We start from the raw sequence: 26616 nt of genomic DNA, 5'->3' as shown, positions 1-26616 counted from the left end.
TCATGAATAGGGCAATGAAAATTTTCTTTTCATTAATCTTACTTTTACCTATAATAAATTACAGAGCACAAACAGTAATTCAGGGAAGGGATAATAAAATTTCTGAAATGATAAACGAGATTTCTTCCGAAAATCTTGAAAGGATTGTAAGAACACTTGTTTCTTTTAAAACACGACACTCTTTGAGTAAACAAAATGATGACAAAGTTGGAATTGGGGCTGCAGCAAGATGGATTAAATCACAATTTGATGAATATGCAAAATATGCAAATGGACGATTGATAACTGAAATTGACTACTTTGAAGTTGAACCAGATGGAAGAAGAATTAATCGAAAAGTAAATCTTATGAATGTGATGGCAATCTTAAAAGGAACAGATTCAAATGATGATAGAGTATTCATAGTTGGTGCTCATTTTGATTCAAGAGCAGAAGATATTATGGATAGTGTAATTGATGCGCCAGGGGCAAATGATGATTTGTCTGGTGTTGCAGCTGTAATGGAGCTTGCAAGAGTTATGTCTAAAAGAGAATTTCCAGCTACTATAATTTTTGTAGCTTTCTCTGGTGAAGAACAAGGATTATATGGCTCAACACATTTAGCAAAAAGAGTAAAAGAAAATAAAATTACTGGAATACAAAATTGTAATTTAATTGCAATGTTAAATAATGATATGATAGGAAATACACTTTCAAGCGAAACATTATTAAGAGATAATATTCATGTTCGAGTATTTAGTGAAAACATTCCCACAAGTGAATCTCCTGAAGATGAAAGAATAAGAAAATTATCTGGTTCTGAATACGATGGAAAATCAAGACAATTAGCAAGATACATCAAAGAAATTGGCGAGCGTTATGTTGACCAAATTCAAGTTAAATTAATTTTTAGAAGTGACAGATTTTTGCGCGGTGGAGACCATACTCCATTCAATCGTCTCGGCTATGCAGCAGTTCGTTTTTGTGAAATGAATGAAAATTATGACCATCAGCATCAAAATGTGAGAATTGAAAACGGCAAGCAATACGGTGATTTGCCTGAATTCATCGATTTTGAATATGCTCGTAAAATTACAGCCATCAATTGTGCTATTCTTGCTAATTTAGCATTAGCACCTTCTTCACCTGAAAATGTTATTATAGATGTAAAAGAATTAACTAATAAAACTAAACTTCAATGGTCATTACCTTCAAAAGGTAAAAAGCCTTATGGTTATTATGTTTTAATGAGAGAAACATTTCAGCCATTTTGGGAGAAAAAATTTTTTGTGAAAGATACAAGCATTCTTCTGCCTTATTCAAAAGATAATTATTTCTTTGCCGTTCAATCTGTAGATGAAGAAGGACACGAAAGTTTGCCGGTTTTTCCTGTTCCACAAAGATGAGTAAATCTGATAAAAATTATAATTAGATTCTTAATTGTTATTTTTGAATTAGTATTTTAGAACTAATAATTCATCATAATCGTTTTTATTAGAAAATCTCTTCATCTTGTAGATAAAAATGAAAAAAATTTTGTGAGGCATAAAATGAAAATTAATTCTTTGTTCATATTTTTTTTATTGATTGCAACCACACTCTTTGCTCAAATAGATTTACCGCGTTTAAGTCCAAAAGCATCTGTATCTCAAACTATCGGCTATACTGTAATTTCAATTGAATATTCAAGACCCGGAGTAAAAGGAAGAAAAATTTGGGGCGGACTTGTTCCTTACAATAAAGTCTGGAGAACCGGTGCTAACGAATCAACAAGAATTCAATTTACTACAGATGTAATCATTGAAGGAAATAAAATTCCAGCAGGAATCTACTCACTATATACAATTCCAGAAGAAAATGAATGGACTGTAATTATTAACAAAGCATTAACATGGGGAATAAATTATTTCCCAGAACAAGATTTACTTCGCTTCAAAGTAAAACCACAAAGTGCACCATTTACAGAAAGACTTTTATTTACAATTCCTGAATTAACCGACTCATCATGCAGTGTTGTTATGAATTGGGAAAATTTACAAATATCATTCAATGTTGAAGTTGAACTTACAAAGCAGGTTTATTCAAAAATAAAAGAAGCGATTGCAAATGCTAAAGAAGATAACTGGCAGATATATGTTGTTGCTGCAAATTATGCTGCAGAACATGAAGTGTTTTTGGATGAGGCATTTCAATGGATTGATAAAGCTCTTTCTATGTCGAAAAATTTTAATTGTTATTTCACAAAAGCAAAATTGTATGCAAGGAAAAATAATTTTATTGAAGCATTGAAAATGATTGAGCGTTGCCGCGAAGCAGGAAGAAATGATGAAGATTTTCAAAATCGACAAATAGAAATAGACATGTTTGAAAAACAGATTCGTGAAAAGATAAAATAAATTTTGAAAAATCAGAACAATGAAAAAATTTGATATACCAGAATTTTACCGCAGTCCAATTATATCACGCATCAAAGAAATTAGAAAACTCGAAGACCAGCGAAAAAAAGATTTTACTCCAACAAAATTAGATTTTGGTCCAATAGAGTTTTTGATTGCAAGACATTTTGGATTTTGTTACGGTGTTGAAAACGCTATTGAAATTGCTTACAAAACAATAGAAAATAATCCTGGTAAAAGAATTTTCCTATTAAGTGAAATGATTCATAATCCTCATGTTAATCAGGATTTAAGAAGTCGCGGCATTCAATTTATTATGGATAATTACGGAAATCATTTTGTCGATTGGGATGAAATTAATTCTGATGATATAGTTATTATTCCAGCATTTGGAACTACAATTGAAATAGAAAATCTGCTTAAAAAAAAAGGAATAGATACACTAAGTTACAACACAACCTGTCCTTTTGTAGAAAAAGTATGGAATCGTGCAGAAGCATTGGGCAAACAAAATTATACAATCATTATTCACGGCAAAGCAAAGCATGAAGAGACAAGAGCAACATTTTCGCACACTATACAAAACTCACCTTCTGTGATTATAAGAAATATTGAGGAAGCAAAATTTTTATCTGAAATTATCTTAGGTCTTAAATCCGAAGAGGAATTTTATTCTTTCTTCGATGGGAAATATTCTCCTAATTTTAATGTGCAAAAAGATTTAAATAGAATTGGGGTAGTTAATCAAACAACAATGCTGGCAAGCGAAACACAGGCAATTGCCGATTTACTGAAAGATACAATGATAAAAAAATTTGGTTTAGAAAATTTGAAAGAACACTTTGCAGATACACGCGATACACTCTGTTATGCAACAAACGACAATCAATCTGCTACATTAGCTTTAACAAAAGAAGATGTTGATTTTGCAATAGTAGTTGGAGGTTACAACAGCTCAAATACATCGCATCTTGCTGAATTGCTTGAACAAAAGTTCAGAACATTTCTAATTTCTGATGATTCAAAAATAATTTCCAATAAAAAAATTTCTCATTACGATATCCATCTTCATCAAGAAATTGAAACAGAAAATTATATTCCAGATAAAGATAAAATAAGAATTGCAGTCACAAGCGGGGCATCATGTCCGGATTCAATTGTTGATAATGTTTTAAATAAACTTTTATCATTTTTTGAGAACACAAAAAATTTAGAAGAAGCACTGCAAACTTTGTAATTTTATTCTACAAGAATCACTCAATTATAATCTTGCAATTTTGAAATTTTGTTTCACAGGAATGCCTTTTGCATAATCCTGCAATCTCATGAGTTTTAATCACTCAAGCTAAATCTGCAAGAGAGCTGTAATCCGGGTCAAATAGCCTTCGATAAATTCTCATTGTATATGAATCAGTTGCACCAGCTATGTAATCACAAACAAGTCTTGCTCTTTGTTTTTTATTTTTTTCCTTTCGAATTAATTTATCATTAAAATCTGGAAGTAATTTTGATGAATTAATCTTTGTTATATAATTTTCTTCGAGAAGCTCAAAAATTTTTTTCAGCATATTGTTTCCCTTAAACTCAATCTGATGCAGCGAAGAAGAACGAAAAACCAAATCAACAGAAATTTTTTTATAAAGATTTGCTCTTTCCAAAATATTTTCAGGAATGATTAGCAAATATTTGTAGCGGTTTGTCAATGAATCCATAAAAGTTTTTCTTTCTTTTAAGCTGCATGAACGAATAAATTCTCCAATCATTGAACCAAAATTTCTTTTATAATTTCCTGTTTTTATCCATTCAATAATTTCTTCAATCACAGAATTTTGATAATCACTTAAATTATTATCTCTTTGCCATTTTGATAATTTTTCAATTGTAATAAATCCTCCTGAAATACTATCAACAATATCATTAATCGCATAAGCGGTGTCATCTGCCCAGTCCATTATTTGGCATTCAATACTTTGAAATTGATTCAATCTATCTGCATAAGAAAGTTCTTTTGGAATTTTTTTATTGCCAAAAACATAATCGACATACTTTTTTTGTTCATCATAAATAAAATGATTCTCTGGATTTTTAAAACTTGAAAATGTTGCTTTATACTTCATAATTCCATCAATGAAAGCTCGTGTTGGATTCATGCCTCGATAATTTTGTTCATCTCTATAAAAAATTTCTGTTATAAGTCTAAGTGTCTGTGCATTCCCCTCAAAGCCGCCGTAGTTCATCATCAATTGATTTAATACTCTTTCTCCTGCATGACCAAAAGGGGGATGACCCAAATCATGAGCAAGACAAATTGATTCAACCAAATCTGGGTCAATAAAATATTCTTCATTTAAAATTTCTTTTTGAGATACAAATAAATAGCTGCAAATCGACCTCCCAATTTGTGCAACTTCAATGGAATGAGTTAATCGAGTTCTGTAAAAATCATATTCGCCAGGCAAAAATACTTGAGTTTTTCCCTGCAGTCTTCTGAATTCTGATGAATGAATTATTCTGTCTCTATCAATCTGAAAAGGAGTTCTGTAATCTTCTGAACGTTTACTTTGTTTTATGCGTTCTATATCAAAGTCAGTATAAAATTTGTTTTTCATAAATTCTCTTTAGAATTTTGCTATTGTGATTAACAAATTAAGAAAAAAATAATTTGGCACATAATCATTCACATATTAATGGAGATATATTTTCTTCAACTAAAGGAAGATTAATCTTTACAATTTTTCTTAATTTTTTAATAACAGTTGGAGAAATTATCGGCGGTATAATTTCCGGAAGTTTGTCTTTGATTTCTGATGCAATGCATAATTTTTCCGACAGCATTTCAATTATTATCAGCTACATTGCACTTAAGTTAAGACTAAAAAGCAACTCATTAAAGCACACTTTTGGACTTAAACGCGCCGAAATATTAGCTGCAGTAATTAATTCTTCAGCACTAATAATAATTTGTATTTACCTTTTTTATGAAGCAATTGGTAGATTCAAAAATCCAGAGGTTATTAATGCAAAAATAATGAGCATTGTTGCTGTTGTTGGTTTGCTTGCAAATTTATTTGCTGTCCTTTTGTTGAGAAGAGATTCCCAAAAAAGCATGAATATTCGTTCTTCTTATCTCCATTTAATTGGAGATACAGTTTCTTCTGTTGGAGTAATTCTAGGAAGTATTGCAATATACTTTTGGAAAATTTACTGGATTGACCCTTTACTGACAATTTTAATTGGATTGTACATACTTAAAGAAAGTTTTTCGATACTTCAAGAAGCAATTCATGTTTTAATGGAAGGAGCACCATTAAATATTTCAATTGAAGAAATTCAATATGAAGTAGAAAAGTTTAATGAAGTAGAAGATATTCATCACATACACATGTGGATGGTAGGCGAAAATGATGTTCACATGGAAGCTCATGTTAATGTAAAGGATATGAAAATTAGTGAGTGTGATTTATTAAGAAAAAAAATTGAAATGAATTTACAATCAAAATTTGGTATTCGTCACATCACTCTGCAATTCGAATGTAATCAATGTCCAAATTCCGATTTGATAGAACAACATTTATAACGTTAATTCTTTTTTTCTGCTAATGCTTTGAATGCAAGAGCATACATCTGTATTTGTTTCATCATTGCTGCTAAACCATTTTTTCTTGTTGGCGAAAGGTGTTTATCAATTCCAATTTTTGTTAAGAAATCGGGTGGATTAGATAAAATTTCTTCCGGCGAATGACCTGAATAAACTTCTATCAAAATTGCAATCAGTCCTTTTACAATAGCAGCATCGCTGTCGGCTTCAAAAAATATTTTTCCATCTTCAAGTTTTGCGTGTATCCAAACTTGAGATTGACAACCATCTAATTTGTATTTATCTGTTTTATATTCTTCACTGATAGGTTTCATCCTTCTGCCAAGTTCGATAACATGTTTATATCTATCTTCCCACTCAGTAAACTGTTCAAATTCTTTTATCAGTTTTTCTTGCTTTTCTTGTATTGTCATTTTAATCCAAAAATTATTTTCATCTCTTAAGTAAATTTTAACAAAGTAATGTAATTATTCAAATTTCTTTAAAAGAATATTCTTAAATTGTCACAAGAATTTAAATATAAGAGAATTAAAATGAATAAATATAATTTTATACACGTAATGCTTCTATTTTTCACTATACGAATTTCTGCTCAATCAGATACATTTGAAAGCAAGCCAACTTTATTTCAGATTTCCATAATTGATTCTTTGTACGAATGCAAATATGATGGTAAATATAAATTAAGCAACCTGTTAGAAATTGGTGATTTCGGACTCGGAACCTTTGATAAATTAAATGGAGAGATGATTATACTCAATAATTCGATTTATCAGTTCAAAGATGATGGTTTAGTTCATCAATCAAACACCGAAGATACAACACCTTTTGCATGTATCGTAAAATTTAACAGCAATGAATCTTATGAAATATTTAATATGACTGATGATGAATTAAAAAAATTAATTGACAGTTTGATTACAAATAAAAATATATTTTATGCATTTAAGCTACAGGGCAAATTTTCTTATATTAGAACCAGAACAATAGCTCTTCAAAAGAAGCCTTACAAGCAATTAAATGAAGTATTAAAAAATCAAATTGTTTTTGAAAGGACAAATTTATCAGGAACTCTGGTTGGATTTTACTGTCCATCATTTTTAGATAAGATTAATGTTCCAGGTTATCATTTTCATTTTATTAGTGACGAACTTAACTTTGGTGGTCATGTTCTTAATTTCAGAATTTATTACGGCAAATTAGAAATTCAAAAAATTAATCAACTAAAAATCATTTTACCTGATTAATGTTATTGAAATATTATAGTTTTTTTCCCATACTTAAGAACTCTGTTGTTAATGTGCAAATTCAGAGCACGGGCAAGCACAAGCCTTTCTAAATCTTTTCCTTTACGAATTAAATCTTTTAACGAATCTTTATGAGTAATTCGAATTACATCCTGTTCGATAATTGGTCCCTCATCTAATTCTTCTGTTACATAGTGACTTGTTGCACCAATTAATTTTACGCCGCGTTCATAAGCTTTTTTATATGGATTTGCCCCCATAAATGCCGGCAAAAATGAATGATGAATATTTATGATATTATTTGGATATTTTTCAATAAATAATGGAGAAAGAATTTGCATATATCTTGCAAGAACGATTGTATCAACTTTGTAAGATTCAAGAAGCTCTAATTCTTTTAATTCCTGTTCGTGTTTATTTTCTTTAGTAATTGGGAAATAATAAAAAGGAATGTCATAACTTTTTGCAACTCCTTCAAGTGTAGTATGATTTGAAATTATTAGTAGAATCTCTGCATCAAGTTCTTTGTTTTTATAACGCCATAAAATTTCCTGCAAGCAATGGTCATACTTTGAAACGAATATCGCAATTTTATGTTTGTTATAACTGTATTTAATTTCCCATTTTGCATTTATTTCCTCTGCAAGAATTTGAAATTCTTTTTCAAATTGTTCGTTTGAAACATTTAGTTCGCTTAAATCCCATTCGACTCTGATGAAAAACATTTTTTCATCAGGGTCAACATGTTCGTCGAGGTCAACAATATTGCCCCCTCGTTGAAATATAAATTGTGATATTTTGGCTACAAGCCCTTTCTGGTCGCTGCATGATAATATTAATGTTGCAGTATTGTTTTCCAATTTTTGCTCCATTATTAATTAACTTTTATAGACATCCATTAATTTTTTCTTCAAGTATTCAAAATATTCTTTTGTAAAAGTTACCTGTGTGTAAATATCAATTATATCTTCATTTTTAATTTTATTAAAATCTTCTTCTCTTACTGTAATTAACACACCTCCCAAATCAACTGCTGCTGGACTTATCAATAACTTCTCATTTCCTTCAAGAAAATATTGTTGGGGTCTGTGATTTAATCTTGGGAATATAATTAATTTCAGTTTTTCTTCACTGTAAAAAGAAATTAAGTTAAACATTGGTTCTTCTTTTGGAATAGAAATTTTCTTAATCGCATTATAAAATATTTTAAATGCATAAAGCAATTCACCTTTATGCTTTGATTCAAATGAAATAAATCTTCTCAGAAAATTTTCAAAGAAAAATATTTTTATTCTTTCACTTTCGAGGAAATTAGAATTTCTTTTCATCAATTCATAATCTTGTTCTAAAGGCAGAATATTTTTTTCGATTGCTTGAAAATGCATATGGTCTGGAGCCGATGCACCGCACTTTGGACCATTATAAATAATTGTAAAATCTTTACTCAAATCTTCTGTTAAATCGAGCAGGTCATGAAAGTGGCTTATAATTGTTTGAGGGGTATGTTTTTTCTTTGTTATAGTTAAATGTTTATTAAAAATTGGATATGGATTAATCAGAATTATAAAATGTTTGTTATAAACAATTCCATTTTGTTCTTCAGGTAAGTTTTCTATACACAAAAAACATTTCCTGTTTTGAATTGCCTCAGGACTTACATCTGCTGCAGTAGATTTTATTCTCGCAGGATTGTATTGAACTATAACTTTAAATTTTGTTGAGGTATCAAATTCAAATTCTCTAATTTGTATGTCCTTTAGATTTTCATAATTATCTCTCAGCAATTCCCAATTTAACTTTTGTTCTTCAAACAAATTTAAAATTCGAGACGACCAAAATTCTTTTAATTGACTCTTTGGAATTTTCTCTTCAATTATCATTGTTTCTGTTTATTCTTATTAAAATTTCTTTCGAACGCAATGAATCTTTATAAAAATTATTTTCGTTGATTTTTTGAATGCTTAACGAAGAATCAGTATTTCCTTCCCACCTTCTGCAAATGTAAACTGGTTCATAAATTCTTGAGATTTTATAATCACGAGATATTGTAATACCAAGATAATAATCTTCCCCGTAGCTTACATTTGGAATTTCAATATTTCTTAAAACAGGTGTAAAAAATGCTCTTGGTGCTCCAAGTCCATTTATTCTTAATGCATTGTTTGGACCATTTTCATCTGTCCATTCTCTATGGTCAATAATTCCAGGAGGTATTTCATTAAGATTAAAATCCGTTAACAAATATGAACCAATTACCATTGCGGAATTTTCTTCATAAAATTTATTTATAATTTTTTGCAAAGTAGTTTCATCTTTGTATAAATCATCGCTGTCAAGCTGAACAGAAAATTTTCCGCACTTTGGATGTTGCACAGCCAAATTCCAGCATCCTCCTATCAATAAATCTTTTCTATCAGGAATGATGTGAATAAGATTTTCATGTTTTGAAGAAAGTTCTTTTAAAATTTCTGTTGTGCCATCAATTGATAAATTATCAACAACAATAACATTGAATTTAAAATCTGTTTTCTGATTTAACGCGGATTCAACTGCTGTTGAAATAGTTTTAGCTCTATTTTTTACAGGAATAATAACCGAAGCTTCGTAATCAAACTTTTCAAGATTCAAATTGACTTCTTTGAATGGCGGATGAATGAATGCCCCAATTGATTTAAGATGTTCTGTTGCTGCTTTTTCCATTTCAATCTGAACTGAGCGATTCTTCGGGTCAACATAATTAAATTGTTTTTCATGACTTGATAAAATTGATTTTCTTTCTATTGAATATAAAAATTCTTTAATATGATGAATATCAGTTAAAAAATAATTTGAAGAATTAATTTTTTCTTCTTCCATTATCTTTAATCGCAAATCATAGAAGCCAGCGTAGTTATAATTTTCCTTTGCTCTTAGAAGAGCATTTTTGCACGAGGAAGAATTAATTAATATCACATAACCAAAATCAAAATCATCGCGAAGGCTGCCAATTTGATAATCAATTAACGGGTGCTCTGATTTTTTGTTGTTTTCAATTTCATAAAAATCCGAATAGACAATTTTAGAATTTGATTCTAGAGCAGCAGTTAAAAATTTTTCAATTGTATTTTTCTCTAAAAAAATTTTTTGTTCATTAAATAAAAAAAGAATGTAATCCGTCTTCACCCTCTCGCTTAATGATTTTAAGACAGATGTATGAAATAAACTTTCTCCGAAAATTATTTTAACATCAAGAAATGAATCATCAATTCCTTCACCGCTAATTAAAAAAATATCTTCGATTAAATCTGAATTCTTCAATTGAGATATAAGATTTGTTGTTGTTTCATTAAAAGATGAAATTACAGCTGTTATTTTTTTCATTGAATGCTCATCAAAATTGAATCAAAAATTATAAAAAACGATTGTCACTTTAAATTATTGCTCAAAGATGAAATAGCAAACCAGAATTAATTCGTTCAACCTCTGAATAAGATTAATTTAAGTGACCTTTATTTAAATTTATTGTATGCTTTTATAAGAATTGCTGTATGACTATATTTGTGCAGCAAAAATGAGTAAGAAAATTTTAACATATAGTATTATTGGTTCTTTCCTGATTTTTACAGGAATTCAAACAGAAACAAGTTCATTAAATAAAGAGAACCATTCATTAAGGATTGAAAAGTTTCACTCCGTTACTCACATCAACTTAACGGATGACAAAACAAGTTTCAAATCTTTTATTGATTATTATCAAAACAACGAGACCTTCTTTCTAATCAATATATTCAATCTCACAAACACAATTAATCTTTTAGAGCAAATCTATTGGGATTCTAATCCTTTGAGATTTACTCTTAAAAAGAATTCAAACCAAACCTTAAGGGGTTTCAATTCAACTCTGAAAATATAGAAAGTTAAAAATTCCGCCTGAATTTTCTCTTTACTCTTGAAGGTATGTTAAACAAAAAGCGAGGTATTTATTGCGAGCAATTAAAATAATATTAGTTATATTAATAATAGCAGTAACAGTGGGTGTATTTAACTTTGATGAATCAACTGCAAGGGAAACAAGCATTTTAGATAAAGTAAGAATAAGCAAAGATTCAACTCCAGAAGTTGTGCCAGTAAATCTCAATAATCTTGGAATAATGAAAGCTTCTTGGTATGGTCCAGGATTTCATGGCAAGATGACAGCAAATGGAGAGATTTATAATCAAATGGCTCTTACAGCTGCTCATAAAGAACTACCATTTGGCACATATCTTAGAATAACTAATTTGCGAAACGGCAAAAGTGTAATTGTAAGAATTAATGACAGAGGTCCTTATATTGAAGGAAGAGATTTAGATTTATCAAAAGGAACCGCAATTGCACTTGGAATGATGAAAAGCGGTGTAATAAAAGTGAAAGTAGAAGAAATTGTTGTTGATGATATTAATCCAGTCACTGTGTTAAATTAGTTTTAAAAGATAAAATCAAATAATAAATGAAGGGAACTAAAAAATGTTCCCTGCTTTTTATTCTGTGTAAATTTGTGGTTAAATTATAATCGATTTTTCATGATATGATTTACTTCGGCTATTAAGTATAACGAATATCATTTTTTAATGTAAAGTATCGAAGCAGGTAATTTATGAAGCAGGTAATTCAATAATAAACTCAATAGAATCCGGAAATTTTTCTACTTGAATTGTTCCATTATGCAGATTTACAATTGATTTTACAACCGATAAACCAAGTCCAACTCCTCCAGTACTTCTTGTTCGAGAAGTATCAATTCTGTAAAAACGGTCAAATATTTTTTCAATATCTTTCTGAGAAATTTCTTCGCACCAATTTTTAACTGAAATCATAAATTTATTATCATAAATTTTTTTTGAAGTAATAATTATTGGGAAATTGTCTGTGCCATATTTAATTGCGTTATCAATTAGATTGGTAACAGCCTGTTTAATTAAATCGTAATCAAAATTAGCAGAAAAGTTTTCCTCAATGATTAATTTTATCTCTGTGTTTTTATCATCTGCAAGTACATTTGCATTTTTAATGATGCCTTGTAAGAATTCCTTTAGATTAACTTCTCTTTTGTGAATCTTAACCAAATTATTTTCACTCTTGGAAATAAAAAATAGATTATCAACAATTTTTATTAATCTTAATGTTTCTTCATAATTGCTTTTTAAGATTTCAATATATTCAGCGGGAGATTTTTCTGACTTAAGAGCAATTTCGATTTCACCTCTTAAAATTGTAAGAGGAGTTTTCAGTTCATGAGCTGCTGAAATTGAAAATTGATTCATGTATTCTACAGATGTTCGAATTCTCTGAATCATTTCGTTCATTTTTTTGACAAGTCTTCCAAACTCATCATTATGTTCTTCCCCTGGAATTATTTCACTTAAATTATGAGCAGTTATTTCTTCTGTTTTTTTAATAATCTTGTCTATTCTTGATAATGACCTTTGCGATATTAATGCCCCTCCAATTAAAGAGACCAAAAAGAATATTGGAGCAATTACAACATAAATATCAGTTAAGCTGTTAATTGTTTGCAAGATATGTTCCTTAGGATAAGCAACTATAACAGTGTAATTTCCATCTTTAATTTGAGTTGCTCTTATTTCATTTTCGGATAATCGTTCGTCAACAAAATCGAATGTTTGTTTATTCGATTTAATATTTGGGAATTCTAATTTTATTTTTGCAAGATTAGCTGATTGGTAAATAACTTTTTTCCCAGAAGAAATTTGTATGAATGTATTTCTTTCATTAAAAACAACAACATCATAAATTATATCCCAGATTAAATCTTCTTCACTCGAGTAAATATCGCTCGGTTCAAAAGTTTCTAAATCAAAATGTTTTGATTTTAATACGTGAAGAATCGCATTTGCCTGAGCTGAGAGCGACAGGTCTAATCTTTTTAATGAATTATTGTAGAGATAATAATAAATTGTAAATCCAAGAATAATTTCCAAAATCAAGAACAGAAATGCATACCAGATGGTCATCTTAAATCGAGTGGATAAAACATATGGTTTTATTTTACTGAACATTTTCATTCTTCTTTAATTATGTAACCCACACCGCGAATTGTGTGAATTAACTTTTTGTCAAAACCGTAATCAATTTTATTGCGAAGTTTATTTATATAAACATCAATAACATTTGTATCGGTATCGAAATGGTAATCATAAACATGTTCAATTAATTTTGTGCGAGATACTATTTTATTTTTATTTCTTAATAGATATTCAAGAATGGAATATTCTTTTTGTGTTAAAATTATTTCTTTGTTGTTTCGATAGACAGTATGAGTTATTAAATCTAACTTAAGGTCTGCAGCAGTTAATATATTAGATTTTTGAATTTCAGTTCTTCTTAATAAAGCTCTTATTCTTGCAGTTAATTCTTCAAAAGCAAAAGGTTTGGTAAGATAATCATCCGCCCCTGCATCAAGTCCTTCAACTTTATCATTTACAGAATCTTTTACAGTAAGCAACAAAATTGGTGTTATAATTTTTCTTTTTCTTAATTCTTTTGTTAAAGTAATTCCGTCGATGAACGGAATCATAATGTCTAAAATAATCAGGTCATATTCTTCGCTTGATGCAAGTGCTAAGCCGTCTTTCCCATTATAGGCAACATCTACAGTAAAAAATTCTTCTTCCAATCCCTTTTTGATGAAAGAAGCAACTTTTTTTTCGTCTTCTATAACTAAAATTCTCATGCGTTAAAAATACAAAAAAGGAGAGTTATAAACTCTCCTTCTTAAAGTTTAATCCCAAATCAAAATGCACTATTGTTTCTTTTCTTCTTTTGGTTTTTCTTCTGATTTTTTATGCATTTTGTGATGAGTGGTCTTCTCCTTCTTTTCTGCTTTTACAGTATCCTTTTTAGCTTCTTTCTTGGTTTCAGTAGCTGCTTTTGGTTTTTCTGCTTTTTGAGTTGAAGGAGTTGTTACCTCTTTCTTTGCTTTAGGTGTAGTGGTTTGAGTTTGAGTTTGTGCAAATACACTGCTGCTTAAAAATGCAACGGCTATTAAAACTGCAAGAACTGATGAGAATAATCTGGATTTCATGATGTTTCTCCTTTTTTGTTGGACATATCGTTAATTAACTTACACCTCAAACTTATTTTATTAACATTAAACCGATATTAAAGAAAGATTAAAAATTTTTAATGAAAGTTGGTTTGATTATGAAAGTAATAAGCAAAAATTATATGAATAATTATTCATCAGTATAAAATTTTTTTAATTATTGACTAAACTTTTGAATTATAATTGCGATAATTAACCAGAATCGTTTATCAATTTACACAGAGGATTGATAAACGAAATAAATTAAATGTTAAATTCACAGAGAGGTGCAACATGAGAAAGCTAGTAATAGCTCTAGCTATTCTACCGTTCTACTTCATAGCTACAACAAGCTATGCACAAAGCAGTGCTAATGTCCAGGTAACAGCAAACATACTTGCTGCTCTTTCAATTCAACACATATCAGGTAACCTGGATTTTGGTAACATTCCTGTAACAGGCAGTCCCCAAACACCACAAAAAACCCCCGATAATGGAGCCCTTTTTGAAGTAACTGGTAATAATAGTACACCAGTGACTGTAACTTTCAATAATGTTACTCTTTCTAATGGTGCTACTGGTACTATGACTTTTACACCAAACGTTGAACATACTACAACAAATACCTATAACAGCCCTGCTTCGGTAAGTAGTGGTGGTTCTGTTACGCTTACCAGTGGTGGAAAAGCCTGGTTGTGGGTAGGTGGTTCTTTAGCTGTCGCTGCTAATCAAGAACCCGGTTCCTATACAGGTACTTTTACTATATCAGTTGCTTATTAATAAAGGGGGAGTGCCAAAATTTGAAGACACTGCCATATCGGGGGTAGTGTCTTCAATATTTTGTTCTTTTTATTGATATTTGCATCTTTATTATTTATAATAAAGATGTATGATTAAAGCCAAATATACATTTTTGTTTTTGTTACTGACATCAATTTGCTTTGCACAATCAGGAAGTGCAAGTGCATCAGTAACAGCAAATGTTATCACACCCATAACAATTATAACTACAGGAAGCATCGATTTTGGTGATGTTATAGTTATGCCTAATCCTTATCAGGTAACAAAATCACCTGAGAGCGGCAGCAGACATGAGGTACAGGGAAATCCTAATAGTAGTGTGACAATATCATTTAATCCTATTACTCTTGATAATTTTAACTGGGTAGCACAACATGGAGGAACTACTGGCACAATAACTTTTATTCCAGAAGTTAAGCATACAGGAACTAATCCAAATTATGTTAATCCAATTACCGTTACAAGCGGCGGTGTTTATCAATTAACAGATGTCGGTGGAATTGGTAAACTTTATTTGTGGGTTGGCGGTGCTATTAATGTAAATGCCAATCAACCAGTTGGTTACTATACGGGAACATTTGTAATTAATGTTTCTTATTAAAGATGAGAATAAATTCAGTACATATTAAATATTTATTTTTGATTTTTTATCTTGTAGTTAATGTTACATCATCAGCACAACTAATAGTAAGCAAGCTAAATGACTTAGCTTTTGGTACAGTATTTAAGGGTTATTCTTCTTCTGTAAATCATCTTGATGTAAATGCAGCTAAGTTTTATTTCAATACTGGCAATCTGCAAAATGTAAATATACTTGTTCAATTTGCATTACCGCAGAATTTAACAAATAACATTGATAATCTCCCGATTACATTTAGTACACAGCAATCAGCTTGGGCTACAAAAGATTTACCTACAGGAAGAACAAATTTTAATCCTTATCAACCATTAAGATTTAATAGATTGAAAAAAAATACAAGCATATATATCTGGTTGGGTGCAACTATTACGATTCCAACTGCAATTACAAGCGGTTTATATAATGGGACAATAATTATGAATGTAGAAAGAATATAGTTCTACTCTAAATTTAAAAGGAATAAAATCATGAAAAAATTTTACTTGTTCTTTCTGTTGATACCAAATTTAATCTTTGCTCAAATTATTATTTCGCCTTATGTAGTTTATTTAGATACTAAAAATCAATTTGCCAATATGATTGTTCAAAACGAGTCTGATGAACCTTATGAAATTGGAATATCTTTCAAGTTTGGATTTCCTGTATCGGATTCACTTGGAAATCTTACAATGAAATATATTGATGAACCGACATCTGAGTATCCATCCATTTTAAATTATGTGAGAGCTTTTCCAAAGAAATTTGTATTAAATCCCAGACAAAAACAGCTAATTGGTTTATCAATTAAACCTCCTCAAAATCTTCAAGATGGAACTTATTGGGTGAGAATTGTAACATCTTCTACCCGACAGAGACCTCAGCCACTTCTTGATACAAACAATCAAAACTTGAATGCACAAATTAATTTTGTATTGAACCAGATTACAACAATGCTTTATCGAACCGAAAATGCAAGCACTGGAATTGAAATCAAAGATTCTAAATATTATAAGAACGCTGACAATATTGATATAGTTACTTCATTAAAAAGATTAGGCAACTCACCATTTTTTGGTGATGTAACCGTTATGCTATACGATTCTAATAACAATCTCATAAAAAGCGATACTCAGCATGTGAAAGTATTTTATGATTTATCTGTTAAGAATAGTTTTAAGCTTTCTGACTTGTCTAAAGGAAGTTATAGAGCTGAAATTAGAGTTAAACATAATGAAAAGGAAGATATTCCTAAAAGTGCTCCAATTAAATTAATTCAGGATAATGTTCGAAATTCTTTAGAAATATTAATCGAGTAAAAAACATTAAATATAATTGATAATAAACCATGCTATTCTGATATCTATTATTTTAATCTTTATTAAACCCAGTTTTATTTGGGGGAGTGAAGATTATTTCTTTTATAAAAAAAGTTATTCTTATTATTCGTGCTCAAATGGCATTTGTCGCAAAGATAAATCAAATAACATCTATTTGGAATGTGATACTATAATTTCACAAAACGAAAGAGATACTTCTTTTGAAAATAAAATTTCCCAGACAGATATTGAAGAAGCTTATTTCTTTCTTATTTATAAAGATGTGGTAAGAACAAGAATTGTTATTATCAATTACAATAATTCATTTTTCCTACCTTTAATAGAACTATTCAAAATACTCGAAATAAATTTCAACTTTTCACAAAATCAGAAATTAATCTCAGGCTTTTTTATTGAAGCTGACAGCACTTATAGTTTTGATTTTGTAAAGCGTATTTATCAAGATAAATTAAAACAAATTTATTTTTCAAATGATGATTTTATTTACACTCCACTCGAGATTTATGTAAAACCAGAATTGATTGAAAAATCACTTGGACTTTATTTTTCTTTTAATATAAATGAATTGACAATTAACCTAAAAACAGAAAAAATTTTGCCGGTTTACAGCAGAATAAAACGCGAGATAAATTATAAATACATAAAGAAAGAAATCATAAAACCAGATTTTACTTATCCAAATGAAAAAAAATTAATCAAAGGATTATTTCTTGACTATTTTATTTCTTCGAATTTTACAAAAGGATTCCCAGCTTTTCATAATTATAATTTAGGTTTGGGTGGAATTTTTTTGGGTGGCGATATCGAACTTAGCATGAATGGGAGCATTAATCAAAAATTCACTTCTATTAATGATTACATTTATAAATGGAATTATGTTTTTAATAATAAATATTTATCTCAATTATCATTAGGAACTTTAGAATACACCGGCTTACAGCAAACTACAATTAGTGGTATTTCAATAACTAATGAACCCGTAGAACCAAGAAAAAATTACTATGTTTATTCTTTTTCAGATATATGCGGACCAAATTGGACTGTTGAGCTATACATTAACAATAAATTAACTGATGTTACCAAGGCAGATGCAAATGGCAGTTTTCATTTTGATATTCCATTAAATTATGGAACCTCATTTATCAGTTTAAAATTTTATGGTCCTTCGGGAAATTATTTGAGTACCAGAAAATTATTTCAAATCCCAGTTAAATTTATTCCTCCAAATGAATTTAATTACACAATAAATATTGGGAAAGTAAATTACAATAATAATTTTTTAGCACAGGTTTATGGCACTTATGGGTTCTCCGAATGGTTAACAAACAGCGTTGGATTAGAATTTATTAAAGGAGAAAACCAAAGAAAAATTTTTCTTTATAACGAACTTAATGCAAGAATTAATTCGTCTTATATCTTTAATTTAACATTAGCTCCAAAGGCATATTATCGATTGGGATTTAATGCACTATATTATTCACAGATGTCAATTAATTTATTTGCAACAAAGTTTTTTAAAAACACTTTTTATAATCCATACAATATCAACGAAGAATTTCAATCCGATCTTTTCATTCCATTTGATTTTGGAAGTTACTCAATAAACTTAGGCAGCGGCTTCAAAATTCAAAACTCATCCGAATTCAGAAATAAATTCTTTTCATTTAATGCTGGTGTAAGAACTGAATATGTAAATCCAACTATTTCTTATAAAATTTATTATAATGAATACAACAAATATCTATTCAAGCAATCTTATTTAACTTATGGTTTAATATTCCCTTTAAGATTTCTTGATAAATGGTCTAATCTGCTAAAAGCAAATTTGTTAAATATTCAATTCAATTATGATGCTACAAAAGGAAAACTTCTTCAATATAATCTGGTTTATTCTGCAGACTTATCCTCAGAAAGCAGATTTGAAATTGATTACAACAAAATTATTAGTCTGGGCAGCACTCTTAAATTTGGTTTGGTTGTTAATTTCCCATTTATGAAGTCCTGGTCAACATTTAGTGATAATAGTTTATTTACAAATCTTTATGGGGCTATTGCATACGATATGGATATCAATAACTATTCGTTTTATAACCGCTCTCAAATTGGAAAGTCGGTCGTTCTATGCAGACTTTTTATTGATAAGAATGGCAATAACAAATTTGATGATGGCGAAATGAGGGTAAACGATGCAAGTATAACTTTAGAGACTCCCTGTTCAATGGAAAAAATAAGCGAAGGAATAATCAAAATTCGTGAACTAAATCCTTATACGACTTACATACTAAAAGTTGATGATAATATTAAAAATCCTTTTTTATTCCCAGTATTCAAAACAATTGCTTTTCAAACTATTCCTAATTCTTCAAGAATAATTGATGTGCCTTTTTATGAAGGTAATGAAATTTATGGAAGCGTTACACTAATCTTAAAAGACAATTCTAAAAAATTATTAAACGGAATTAATGTTATTTTTGAAAACCTTTCTGATAACACAAAATTAAAAGCTACTACTTTTTCTGATGGAACATTTTATTTATTGGGAGTAAAACCAGTAAAATATAAAATTTATATAGACCCTGAACAAATGGATTTATTAAATTGTGCATCGGACCCGGAATTTTTTATCTATGATTTTAATAACTATGATAGTTCTGGAAGAGATTTTAACTTTGAATTAAGAATTAAGAAATAATTTAATAAAGGTTTAACCATGAATGAATTTCTAAAACAAAAATATTTCGACAATACAATTCAAGAATATCTTTTGGCTATTGGAATTCTTATTCTCACATTTTTCTTTCTTTATTTCTTAAAGAATTTTTTCTTACAAAGAATCAAAAAGAAATTTGAAGAAAGCGGATATAATAAATTTCATTACATCAAAAGAATTACAAATCGTTTGCTTGTGCCTGCAGTATTCCTTGGTGCTGTTTATGTTACTTTGGAATACTTGAGTTTCGGAAAAGAAGCAGATAAAATAATAAGCATCATCTACATAATAATTTTGACTTATTTCATTATCCGATTCGGCGGTGCATTAATTCGATTTCTTCTTGAAAGATATTTTCAAAAACGAAGAGGCGATGAAGAACTAAAAAGAATTCAGCCTCTCTATGGAGTTATAAATTTAATTCTCTGGATTACAGGTTTAATTTTTCTTTTAGATAATTTTGGCTTTCATGTAACAACAATTGTTACTGGACTGGGAATTACAGGAATAGCTGTTGCACTTGCCGCACAGGCATTGCTGGGAGATTTGTTCAGTTACTTTGTTATATTTTTCGATAGACCTTTCGAAGTAGGAGATTTTATTTCTTTTGATAATAAATCCGGAAACATCGAACAAATCGGAATTAAGACAACCAAAATTAGATCATTAAGTGGTGAGCAGCTGATTGTATCGAATTCAAAATTGACGAATTCAATTGTGCATAATTTCAAAAGACTTGAAAAAAGAAGGGTGATATTGAAACTCGCGGTTACATATCAAACACCACTTGAAAAATTGAAAATCATTCCAGATTTAGTTAAAGAAATCATCGTTAAAAATGAATTAACTGAATTTGACAGAGGACATTTTGCAAGTTATGGTGATTTTAGTCTTAATTTCGAATTTGTTTACTTTGTTCTTTCATCAGATTATAAAACTTATATGGATATACAGCAGCAAATTAATTTTGATATTTATCAAAAGTTCGAACAGGAAAAAATTGATTTTGCCTACCCAACTCAAACAATAATATTAAATAAAGATTAATTTCTGTATAAATTAATGCGGAGCTTTTTATGACTGTATTTTTTTCTAAAGCATGTGAACTTGGAATTCAAGCTGTTCTTTTTTTATCAATTAAAAAAGAGAAATTAATTTTTAATGCAGAGGAAATTTCTAAAGAATTAAAAGTGCCCAAAGAGTTTGTTTCAAAAGTATTGCAGAAATTAACTTATCACGGAATTGTTGGTTCAAAAAAGGGAAAGAATGGGGGATTTTATTTAGCTAAGAATCCAAATCTAATTAGATTGATTGATATCATCGAAGCAATTGATGGATTGGATGTTTTTAAGAGTTGTGTTTTAGGTTTTCCTGGATGCTCGAATGATAACCCATGTCCTGTCCATGAAAAGTGGGGAAAACTTAGAGACGAAGCATATAAAATGTTCAGCGAAGAAACACTTTCACAATTAAAAGAAAAAACTATTCAAAAAATTTTGAATCTATAAATAATATTCGATAAAAAACTTCTAATAAATAAATCTTGGTAAAAATCGTTAATACAGGTTCAATCTGCAAAAATATTTATTGTTTCACATCATTTTAACAGCTTCTTTAAAATTAAGTCTTTCTCTTATTTTTATTTCTAATAAAAAATCGAAGCCGCAAAACATTCTTTGCGGCTTCGCATGAGGTGACCTTTTTCCTATTGGTCAAAAATAATTTTTTATTATTCTAACATTAAGCCGATAAATTTTCTCGTTAGAATATTAAAATAAAATAAATTTTTCTGTTCAATCTAATTACTATTTCTTCTTTTTATTCAATCTCATTTGTTGAGCCAATTCTTTTATTTCAGATAAATCTCTTTGCATTTCGCTCCATCCATACCACAAAGCATAATCAGGATTATTATGAAAGGTTCCTTGAAAAGTTCTCATTCTATGTTCAAGAAACATCACAAACAATTTTTGTTCTATTACCGTTGGTGCATCATGAAATGTTAAAAGCATAGGATATGCATAAGAATAATTTGCAGATTTTTTAATTATGCCATCTTTATATAAATCTGCAACTATATTGATTGCTTCTGCCATAAGTCTATCAGCATTTTTTATAATATCATCACCTTTTTTAAATTCAGCCTTTACATAATTTTCTGAATGACATTTGCTGCATACTTCAATCATTTTATTTCGTTCTTTATCCCAATCTTCTTGATTTAATCTTGCAACATCAGCAGCTTTAACTATTTCAAGTAATTGAGTTGGTTTACCTGATGGGTCTAAAACTCCCAGAGCTTTTAATATTGTAGCTCTGTCTTCTGCCCATTGTTTATCATCTGGCATTGGCAAACGAACAGCAAGAAATCCCCACGCTGTTCTAACTTCGTGATTTCCTTCAGGCATATGACATGTTTGACATGTTGGAGCAGCACTATTTTCAGGTAAAACATTATTTTGTTTTAATAAATATCGCACACCATGTTTTGAACTTGAATACATTTCCCATTGTGGATGATCGAAACCTTGATGACAGGTTTGACAAGCTTGAGGTTGTTGTGCCTCTTTTTTGCTGAATGTGTGTCTTGTATGGCAAACATCGCAGGAAGCATGACCGAAAACAGAACCGCTGCTTTTTAATTTTTCAATTTCTTCTTTAGATTTTAATCCAATTTTATGACAGCCACCGCAACCTTTCAAACCTTCCATCAAAATCATCGGCTGCATGTGTGCAGTTGGCATTGCATTCATCGCAGCCCAAGCAGTAGAATGTTTCCCTTTCTTAAATTGATTTACCTGAGTATCATGACATTGAGCACAAGTTTCGGGTGTGGGTAACTTTACTTTCGAAACATCAGATGCTGACATATGTTCATCACCATGACAAACTGAGCAATCAATATCATTCTCTGCATGTTTGCTTAACTGCCAATCTGATACAATTTGTGGAGTAGCTGAATAGTGACACTCAACACACTTATTTGTTTGAGGATAAATTAATGAACTGATTGTAAGCAGAAGCAAAAGGGAGATAAAATACTTCATAAACCCTCCATTTAATTAGAAATCTTTTCGAGAAAATTTTTTGAACCCAATAAAAAGCGGAACTATAAACCAGATTAACATTGCAACAAAAGATAATATAATTCCTAAAGAATTATTAAAAAACATTTGAAAAATTGCACCTGTATAACCCATAAGTGCAGATATATCAAGTTTGAGAATTAAAATAATTCTTGATAAATCAATTGGATTTAAGAAAGAAATAATTAATGAAAAAACTTCAAGCGGATAATCGCTAAATTTATTTAAAATTACTAAAATTAGTCCATCATAAATTATAGTAAAAAACAACCAACAAAAGATTGAAAGACCAAAACCCAGCAGTTTGTTTTCAGTTAATGTAACAATTAAAAATGCAATTGAAGAAAAAATCAAAGATTGAAAAATGCCTGTAAGCACAAGCAAAGATAAAGCAAATATATCAATGCTTAATCTGTTGTAAAATATTAATGATGGAATAAATATGCCTGATAAAAAACTTATTAACAAAGGTGTAACAACCCCAATGTATAATCCTGCATAAAGCACTTCTCTTTTCAACGGCTGAGTAAGCATAAAAACAATATAATCTTTGTTGTTATATAAATAAATTGTTGAAAAGATTAATGATATAAGTGGGATTGCAAGAAGGTTAATATTCATTATACTTATAACAATTTTTGAAAAATCATTATTGAAATAAAAAATTGAATAACTCAATAATGTATAAAAACCAGCATAAATTATTATCCACTTGCTTCTAAGATTATCACGAAACTGATATTTAATTATTTTGATTAGCTGTTTCATTATTATTCATAAAATTTAGAATTATGTTTTCAATTGAATCGTCCTTTAATTCTTTTCTGCTTTTATTCATAATTAACTTGCCATCCAACAAAAAAATAAAATCTGTTGCCATCTCTTCGAGTTCTGATAATATGTGTGAGGTAAAGATTATTGTTTTTCCTTTTCTATTTTCATCGAGAATTTTCTCTTTTAATATTTTGCTCGCCAAGGGGTCAAGTCCTGCTGTTGGTTCATCAAGTATTAAAATTTCTGGATTCAATAAAAATGCAATTGAAGCACTTACCTTTTGTTTTGTACCACCGGAAAGATTTTTCAACTGTTTATTAAATTCCTTTGATAAATTAAATTTTTCTACCAGTTCATCATCATACTTTGAATGATTATATCTTAATTCCTTTAGCATTTTGAAAATTTCTTCTACAGTCAAATTCTCAGGATAACTTGCAATTTGTGGCATGTAACCGATACTTTCTTTGTATTGATAATTTCCATTTAGTTTTATGCCTTTGATGTAAATATCTCCGTTTGTTGGTTTAATCAAACCAAGTAATAATTTAATAAGGGTAGTTTTGCCCGAGGCATTTGGTCCAATAATATATGTTGTGCTTCCTTCTTTAATTTCGAGCGTAATATTTTGAAGTGCAGAAATAGGACCATATTTTTTGTTTATATTTATTAACTTAATCATAATATCATTCTCATTAAAGGATTTTCATCTACAAGATTAACGGGTGTAATTGTAGGAATAATATTTTCTGCAAAGTTGAGTAAATCGATAAAAAAACTGCGAAGAAGAATCATTGCAGCTGGATTATTTGTAATTATAAAAGAAAATAATTTTACAGGTCGGTAAGGTATATCTCCGATATTATCTTTATTCAAATCATAGCCATTGTACTTTGACCAATAATTTTTCTTAAATGTATTATTAGTTTGAGAGCTATTCGTTGCGATGTCAAATGTATTTTCTATAAAATTATTCAAATAAAAATTATTATCCATAGAATTTGCCATAAGCTTTAATGCCCAACCGTTTTCAATAAAATTATTTTTTATAATTTCAATTCTGTTACAAGATTCAAAGTAAATCCCATATGTGTTTTTAACAAATTTATTATTAAGAATTTTACTGTCATAAATTTCTTTCAGTAATAAACCATAAGATGCACTTCCCCAATTATTAAGAAATAAATTGTTTTCCATTAAGATATTTTTTGTAAACATTACTGCAACTCCAGCTCTGTTCTTCTCAAATTTGTTATTACGATAAATGCAACTATCCGAAAACATAAAATGCAATCCATATCTGAGGTTGTTTTTACTGAGATTATTTTCTATTACACTACTTTTAACAAATTCAAGATAAATTCCATCACGATGGCCTTCAATTTTATTCCCACTAATAAATAATTCTCTGCTGTTCCAAACATGAATCCCATTGCCTGCCAAGGTTTGTTTTGTAGATGATGCTGTTATTATATTGCTTTTAATTTTATTTCTTGATGACTTCGAAATGTATATTGCAAAGAAGTTATTAATGAATTTATTCCCTTCTATAATACAATTACTTGCACTGTCAAGTCTTATAGCAGAATTATCTTTAAGAAAACTGACGCCCGCATTCTGAAATATGAAACCTTTTATTATTACATTTGATGATTTTATGGTAAGTATCTGATAAGTATTTCTGCCGTCTATTACAGGGAAATTTTCGCCAATTAATGTTAGTGATTTATCAACAATAATATTTTCTTCAAAATAATTCCCATGTTTTACAATTATGGTATCGAGATTTTTTGCTGCTGCAACAGCTTGCTGAATTGTTAGCACATAATTTTTTTTATCTACAATAATGATTCTTGCAGATAAATTACAGTAAATAAAAAAAATTAATAGAATGTCGAGCAAATATTTATTGTATTTATTTCTGTTCATTTTTAGTTAATTCAATTATTTCATTCCAGCTAATTTTTACTCCTCCATATTTTCTCTTGATTTCTTTTAGCTGAAGTGAATCAGAAAATGCACAAACATTTAAGCCCATTGGACTCATAATTTTATCACTTCTTAAATAATAAGCATTTTTTGTGTCAATCATATTAGGAGGATTTGCAAAATCTGTTACCCACATCGAAAGAATTTCTTCTGAATTAATGCTTTGACTATAAGAAGCAAGGCACTCGATTGAATCGAATTTATATATTTTCCTTTTCTTTGTTATTAATTCTGCACCAAAATGATTATCAGAAATTGTCATCTGGCAATTAGAACATTCTTCCTGAAGATATTTTATTTCTTCGGGTTTTTCTTTACAACCAATAAGAATAAAAACTATTAAGCCAATAATTTTCTTCTTGCTTGATAAAGAATTTATATTAAAAATGGTTATTAGATTTAATACTAATGCTGCAGCTATTAAAAAACTTCCCGTATCTGGCATTGATGTAGTTCTCATGTTGAGTAATTGCTTCGTTCCAACTAATGGCGGTTGATATGACATACCCGGAACTTTAATTGGAGCATTAGGGTTAAGGTTGTGTCCATAATCATATTCCCATATGTAATAATCATATAATCCTATTAAAAGCGTAATAAACAAAAGCAATGTCCATGCTGCAGTTAAAATTTTTTTATTCATAATAATTGAGAGAATTCCAAGAATAATAAAGAAGACTACAATTAAGGGCATTAATTTCAGTTCTGGAATAGAATCCGGTTCGATAGCTTTCATTCCAATATAATGATTTAACTTATTGATATTGTTGAGATCAAATTCATTAACTCCTGTAATTTTATTAATCCATATTCTTAAGCCGATTCCTTCGGGGTATTGAGGTGCATCGAGATCAATTTTCCAAATCGGAAAGAAAAATGTTAAAGCTAATAGAATTACAGAAATTAACATCAGCGTGCGTGATTTATTCAATTTCATTTTCCTATTCCTTTCGATAAAAGATGACACAGATTACTCTTTAAGAAAAAAATTATATTTATCAAAAGAGTAATACTGTG

25 protein-coding genes and 1 pseudogene are annotated in these 26616 nt (G+C 29.3%); 13 read left to right on the top strand and 13 right to left on the bottom strand.

Features of this window, described 5'->3' with window-relative positions; translation table 11 throughout:
* The first annotated feature begins 2 nt into the window (after positions 1-2).
* The 3 genes from AC27L2_RS02960 to AC27L2_RS02950 all read left to right on the top strand — a co-directional run bounded on the left by AC27L2_RS02960 (position 3) and on the right by AC27L2_RS02950 (position 3612).
* Positions 3-1385: a M20/M25/M40 family metallo-hydrolase gene (locus AC27L2_RS02960; protein WP_487210174.1), complete on the top strand. Its 1383-nt coding sequence runs from the start codon at positions 3-5 to the stop codon at positions 1383-1385.
* A gap of 144 nt (positions 1386-1529) precedes the next feature.
* Positions 1530-2375: a DUF2911 domain-containing protein gene (locus tag AC27L2_RS02955; protein WP_487210173.1), complete on the top strand. Its 846-nt coding sequence runs from the start codon at positions 1530-1532 to the stop codon at positions 2373-2375.
* Positions 2376-2394: 19 nt separating this feature from the next.
* Positions 2395-3612, top strand: a complete 1218-nt coding sequence (locus tag AC27L2_RS02950; protein ID WP_487210172.1) for a 4-hydroxy-3-methylbut-2-enyl diphosphate reductase — start codon at positions 2395-2397, stop codon at positions 3610-3612.
* Positions 3613-3715: 103 nt separating this feature from the next.
* Here the strand turns inward: AC27L2_RS02950 and dgt are convergent, their stop codons facing one another.
* Positions 3716-4984, bottom strand: a complete 1269-nt coding sequence (dgt, locus tag AC27L2_RS02945; protein WP_487210171.1) for a dGTP triphosphohydrolase — start codon at positions 4982-4984, stop codon at positions 3716-3718.
* A 53-nt stretch (positions 4985-5037) separates the two neighbouring features.
* On the opposite strand from dgt, the gene AC27L2_RS02940 reads away from it, so the two are divergent.
* Entirely contained in the window at positions 5038-5952 is a 915-nt protein-coding gene (locus AC27L2_RS02940) for a cation diffusion facilitator family transporter (protein WP_487210170.1), read from the top strand.
* Between the two features lie 2 nt (positions 5953-5954).
* Here the strand turns inward: AC27L2_RS02940 and AC27L2_RS02935 are convergent, their stop codons facing one another.
* Positions 5955-6386: a SufE family protein gene (locus AC27L2_RS02935; protein ID WP_487210169.1), complete on the bottom strand. Its 432-nt coding sequence runs from the start codon at positions 6384-6386 to the stop codon at positions 5955-5957.
* 120 nt (positions 6387-6506) lie between these two features.
* Between AC27L2_RS02935 and budA the strand changes: the two genes are divergently transcribed.
* Positions 6507-7220: an acetolactate decarboxylase gene (gene budA, locus AC27L2_RS02930; protein WP_487210168.1), complete on the top strand. Its 714-nt coding sequence runs from the start codon at positions 6507-6509 to the stop codon at positions 7218-7220.
* 2 nt (positions 7221-7222) lie between these two features.
* Here the strand turns inward: budA and purU are convergent, their stop codons facing one another.
* Genes purU through AC27L2_RS02915 form a run of 3 tightly spaced genes read right to left on the bottom strand, consistent with a single transcriptional unit; the run spans position 7223 to position 10580 of the window.
* Complete coding sequence (gene purU, locus AC27L2_RS02925) at positions 7223-8080, bottom strand: formyltetrahydrofolate deformylase (protein WP_487210167.1); 858 nt, start codon at positions 8078-8080, stop codon at positions 7223-7225.
* 18 nt (positions 8081-8098) lie between these two features.
* Positions 8099-9100 carry a DUF4922 domain-containing protein gene (locus AC27L2_RS02920; RefSeq protein ID WP_487210166.1) on the bottom strand — a complete coding sequence of 334 codons (1002 nt, stop codon included), beginning with the start codon at positions 9098-9100 and terminating at the stop codon, positions 8099-8101.
* Positions 9090-10580 (bottom strand): glycosyltransferase family 2 protein, encoded by a 1491-nt coding sequence (locus AC27L2_RS02915; RefSeq protein ID WP_487210165.1) that lies wholly within the window; start codon positions 10578-10580, stop codon positions 9090-9092. The genes AC27L2_RS02920 and AC27L2_RS02915 overlap by 11 nt, the downstream gene beginning before the upstream one ends.
* 713 nt (positions 10581-11293) lie before the next feature.
* On the opposite strand from AC27L2_RS02915, the pseudogene AC27L2_RS02910 reads away from it, so the two are divergent.
* Positions 11294-11662 (top strand): annotated as a pseudogene (locus tag AC27L2_RS02910) (septal ring lytic transglycosylase RlpA family protein); the annotation flags it as partial.
* Positions 11663-11833: 171 nt separating this feature from the next.
* Here the strand turns inward: AC27L2_RS02910 and AC27L2_RS02905 are convergent.
* From AC27L2_RS02905 to AC27L2_RS02895, 3 genes are all read right to left on the bottom strand, one after another.
* Complete coding sequence (locus AC27L2_RS02905) at positions 11834-13258, bottom strand: sensor histidine kinase (RefSeq protein WP_487210164.1); 1425 nt, start codon at positions 13256-13258, stop codon at positions 11834-11836.
* Between the two features lie 2 nt (positions 13259-13260).
* Entirely contained in the window at positions 13261-13932 is a 672-nt protein-coding gene (locus tag AC27L2_RS02900) for a response regulator (protein ID WP_487210163.1), read from the bottom strand.
* A 69-nt stretch (positions 13933-14001) separates the two neighbouring features.
* A complete protein-coding gene (locus tag AC27L2_RS02895; RefSeq protein WP_487210162.1) occupies positions 14002-14283 on the bottom strand; it encodes a hypothetical protein in 282 nt (93 codons plus the stop codon).
* A gap of 294 nt (positions 14284-14577) precedes the next feature.
* On the opposite strand from AC27L2_RS02895, the gene AC27L2_RS02890 reads away from it, so the two are divergent.
* From AC27L2_RS02890 to AC27L2_RS02860, 7 genes are all read left to right on the top strand, one after another.
* Entirely contained in the window at positions 14578-15063 is a 486-nt protein-coding gene (locus AC27L2_RS02890) for a DUF4402 domain-containing protein (protein WP_487210161.1), read from the top strand.
* A 109-nt stretch (positions 15064-15172) separates the two neighbouring features.
* Positions 15173-15685 (top strand): DUF4402 domain-containing protein, encoded by a 513-nt coding sequence (locus AC27L2_RS02885; RefSeq protein WP_487210160.1) that lies wholly within the window; start codon positions 15173-15175, stop codon positions 15683-15685.
* 2 nt (positions 15686-15687) lie between these two features.
* Positions 15688-16161, top strand: coding sequence for a hypothetical protein (locus AC27L2_RS02880; RefSeq protein ID WP_487210159.1), 474 nt, complete (start codon positions 15688-15690; stop codon positions 16159-16161).
* Positions 16162-16191: 30 nt separating this feature from the next.
* Complete coding sequence (locus AC27L2_RS02875) at positions 16192-17019, top strand: fimbrial biogenesis chaperone (protein ID WP_487210158.1); 828 nt, start codon at positions 16192-16194, stop codon at positions 17017-17019.
* Positions 17020-17194: 175 nt separating this feature from the next.
* Complete coding sequence (locus AC27L2_RS02870; protein ID WP_487210157.1) at positions 17195-19732, top strand: hypothetical protein; 2538 nt, start codon at positions 17195-17197, stop codon at positions 19730-19732.
* 18 nt (positions 19733-19750) lie between these two features.
* On the top strand, positions 19751-20797 hold the full coding sequence (locus AC27L2_RS02865; protein WP_487210156.1) for a mechanosensitive ion channel family protein: 1047 nt from the start codon (positions 19751-19753) through the stop codon (positions 20795-20797).
* Between the two features lie 29 nt (positions 20798-20826).
* On the top strand, positions 20827-21258 hold the full coding sequence (locus AC27L2_RS02860; protein ID WP_487210155.1) for an RrF2 family transcriptional regulator: 432 nt from the start codon (positions 20827-20829) through the stop codon (positions 21256-21258).
* Positions 21259-21555: 297 nt separating this feature from the next.
* Here the strand turns inward: AC27L2_RS02860 and AC27L2_RS02855 are convergent, their stop codons facing one another.
* Genes AC27L2_RS02855 through AC27L2_RS02835 form a run of 5 tightly spaced genes read right to left on the bottom strand, consistent with a single transcriptional unit; the run spans position 21556 to position 26536 of the window.
* Positions 21556-22797 (bottom strand): multiheme c-type cytochrome, encoded by a 1242-nt coding sequence (locus AC27L2_RS02855; RefSeq protein ID WP_487210154.1) that lies wholly within the window; start codon positions 22795-22797, stop codon positions 21556-21558.
* Between the two features lie 15 nt (positions 22798-22812).
* A complete protein-coding gene (locus AC27L2_RS02850) occupies positions 22813-23604 on the bottom strand; it encodes an ABC transporter permease (RefSeq protein ID WP_487210153.1) in 792 nt (263 codons plus the stop codon).
* Positions 23579-24292, bottom strand: coding sequence for an ABC transporter ATP-binding protein (locus AC27L2_RS02845; RefSeq protein ID WP_487210152.1), 714 nt, complete (start codon positions 24290-24292; stop codon positions 23579-23581). Before AC27L2_RS02845 ends, AC27L2_RS02850 begins: the two co-directional genes overlap by 26 nt.
* Complete coding sequence (locus AC27L2_RS02840) at positions 24289-25539, bottom strand: nitrous oxide reductase family maturation protein NosD (RefSeq protein WP_487210151.1); 1251 nt, start codon at positions 25537-25539, stop codon at positions 24289-24291. The genes AC27L2_RS02845 and AC27L2_RS02840 overlap by 4 nt, the downstream gene beginning before the upstream one ends.
* Positions 25526-26536, bottom strand: a complete 1011-nt coding sequence (locus AC27L2_RS02835; protein ID WP_487210150.1) for a nitrous oxide reductase accessory protein NosL — start codon at positions 26534-26536, stop codon at positions 25526-25528. Before AC27L2_RS02835 ends, AC27L2_RS02840 begins: the two co-directional genes overlap by 14 nt.
* Between the last annotated feature and the right edge of the window lie 80 nt (positions 26537-26616).

Source organism: Rosettibacter sp. KY25 (assembly GCF_057554405.1).
Note: the sequence above shows the minus strand (reverse complement) of the source record. Positions and strands in the feature narration are given on the sequence as shown.